This window comes from Acinetobacter stercoris, assembly GCF_900323515.1.
In the GTDB taxonomy this organism is placed as follows: Bacteria; Pseudomonadota; Gammaproteobacteria; order Pseudomonadales; family Moraxellaceae; genus Acinetobacter; species Acinetobacter stercoris.
Genome location: NZ_OOGT01000321.1, coordinates 1 through 2,609, shown reverse-complemented (window position 1 = coordinate 2,609; position 2,609 = coordinate 1). Strand labels below are relative to the sequence as shown.

At 31.9% G+C, this 2,609-nt stretch carries 2 protein-coding genes; both read right to left on the bottom strand.

The features are described from left to right. Window positions 1–594: ORC-CDC6 family AAA ATPase (locus KPC_RS19035; protein ID WP_456049181.1), on the bottom strand; the 594-nt coding region annotated here is incomplete at its 3' end. Between the two features lie 7 nt (window positions 595–601). Further along, window positions 602–1,567, bottom strand: coding sequence for a phosphoribosyltransferase-like protein (locus KPC_RS19030; protein WP_033523411.1), 966 nt, complete (start codon window positions 1,565–1,567; stop codon window positions 602–604). Window positions 1,568–2,609 lie beyond the last annotated feature (1,042 nt).

Genomic DNA, 2,609 nt, shown 5'->3' with positions numbered 1-2,609 from the left:
CAATAATATTGACTCAAAAAGCTCAACTTTTTTAATAAAAATAAATTTATTCAAGTTTCTATCAATTAGAACTCTATGTTCAAAAATCCATACTCGTAAACTATCAAGATCTTGTATTAAGTTTAAAGAATCATGACCAATATTTCTACGAATTTCGGCTAGAAAATCTTCGTCATTATAAGCTAAATCAGTCGTAGTATTTTTAATATCAATTAAACATTCGACCACTGCTTCAAACAAAGTTAATTCTACATATGCTTGAAAGATTATTTGTTTCAAGTTTTCAGGTAAAGAATCAAATTTAGAAGCCCCAAAGTGATTACATCTATAAAAAATAGTAAGTGCACCCAGCTGCTCTAAGACTTCTACACCCGTTAATTTATCCTGCCGTTGTCTAGCAACAAGATATGAATAATATCTAAGAATATGAGTTTTACCAGACCCCTTTCCTCCGAAAATATATTTTGGTGTTGCACCTGATAAATCTAAAATAGAGGACTTAATATCATACTCAAAATCAACCCATAAGTGATTTATTTGTTCATCCGTGTATTCCGCTGCGCGAAGAGAACCAAAAGGGTTTACAGAATTCATAATTGCCTCAAGCATATATTTTGCTATATCTAGCAAAAACTGGTGTCCAATAAACTGGGTGTTTTGCCCAGAATATTGGCAAAGTATTGTCAGGGGTGTTATATGAAAATCCAATCATCAATTGACAATTTTTATAGCCTAATTTATGTGGCTCCTCAAAGCCTAAATATGTTGAATAGACCTGACAGAATTTTTTAAGTTTTCTACGACTAGGTTTTCTCAGTGACTTAAAATTCCTAGATTTTTTACTGAATACCTTATAGGAATCATCTAAATGAAATAAGCAATGAGCATTCCCATTGAACATTTCAACGGTATTTAGGGCTTCTAGTCCAGCAGTTGTAGCAAAAAGACACATAAATTGGAGCTTGATTGAAGGATTAGTAGCTCGAATTTGTATCAAACGATCTTTTAAATAGCCTGTTATTTGGGTACCTGATGCAACTAAATCGTCAAAAAAAATATACCTATTAATTAAAGTTGATTGTGGATGGAGTTCATTTGAAATTTGATCCTTATAAAATGCTCCATAGAAGTCAGAAAACCTTTCTTTTGATAAATTATTCATTTGTCTGAAAAAATAAAGCAAATGTGCTCCGCTCTCAGAGGGATTCCCAGCACCAATAAAGAGAGTTTTGTTGATCTCTTGAATTAATAAACTGTTGATCAAATTAATATCAGTGGTATCGCCATTTGCTTTACGTATTTCTTGTTTTAAAGGAATAATAAATTGCTCTTCATAGCAAGCCTTAAGCATTTCTCTAATAGTTGAATTACCAAAATAGATAAAGTGTGTAAGCAAATGCAGGGCTAATAGGTATTCTTCCTCTTTTGGAAAACAGCGACCAGTAAAATTACTAAGCCATTGTTCTATTTCTGGCCATTTCTTATCATAATCCCAAGCATGAGAGCTAAGTTTCATGAGCTGGTTTTTATAGGCTTCTAATTTAGGTTGAAAGTCAGGTCTCAACATATCTTCCTTTAAAAAATTAAAATATCCATAGTTTGCTGCAAGCTGATTACATACAATAAGTAATACTCATGGAATACACTCTTCTATTTTTCAAAAACTAGAACCGTTTCACGAGAAATTACAGATGCTGTTCGATTCCGTTTAGTCATTAAACCTCTTGATTTAATGTCATCAATTAAAATTAATTTAAGTTTTAGATGATGTTTTTGGAAACATTCAATGATAAATCTATCATTTCTTAGTGTTTCACCACAAACTTGATTATTACCTAGTACAAATATAACACGCCCATTAGGTGCTGTCACTCGGGCAATTTCATCAACAACTTGAGACATTTCAATTAGATACTTTTGAGTAATCCTAGCTCTCAGTTCATTTTTATGAGCAATTTTTTTAAGGAGCTGAACATAATCTTCAGGCAGATTACTTTCTTCTAAATGTAAAGGTGTCTTTCTTAGATGTTCTCTCCCAATTGATTTTTCTTCTAAAGAGCGAAGTTCTTTGGGAGAAGCAAGTTCTAACCAGTTTAGAGACAGACTAGATGCTCTGACATACTTTTGTGCACTTCCATAAGGTGGAGATGTAATGACTAAAGGGACAGAATTATCTGGCATTGGTATTGAATCATTAAGATTGGTAAATAATGATCTTGCATCAATACCAACTTGTTTAGCAGTGGAACGATTTGGATATTTATTATTTGTTTCTATTACTCGCTCAATGTTAGCATCCACAATAATATTAAATTCTTGAATAATATTAGCACTTTTAATCCAATCCAACCTTTTATTAATTCGTGCATTTATTGTAGGGGAAAACTTCTCTTTAGTTTTTAGGCGAACTGGAACACTAATCGCAGGATCAGCGAAACTAACTTTTTTAGTAAGAGAAGAGAAACAAATTTTAAAAAAAGCTTTTTCTTCCTGATCTACTATTTCTTCAATAGTTCTTAATAAAATTTCTAACTGTTTTTTATGTTCTGGTNGATACCATAAATCAGGATTTACTATGTCTATTGTAGGTGCGACTTTATACCTTATAT

Excerpts from the sequence above, each read along its gene's own strand:
- KPC_RS19030 (WP_033523411.1), bottom strand. The coding sequence starts at position 1,567 with ATGTTGAGACCTGACTTTCAACCTAAATTAGAAGCCTATAAAAACCAG.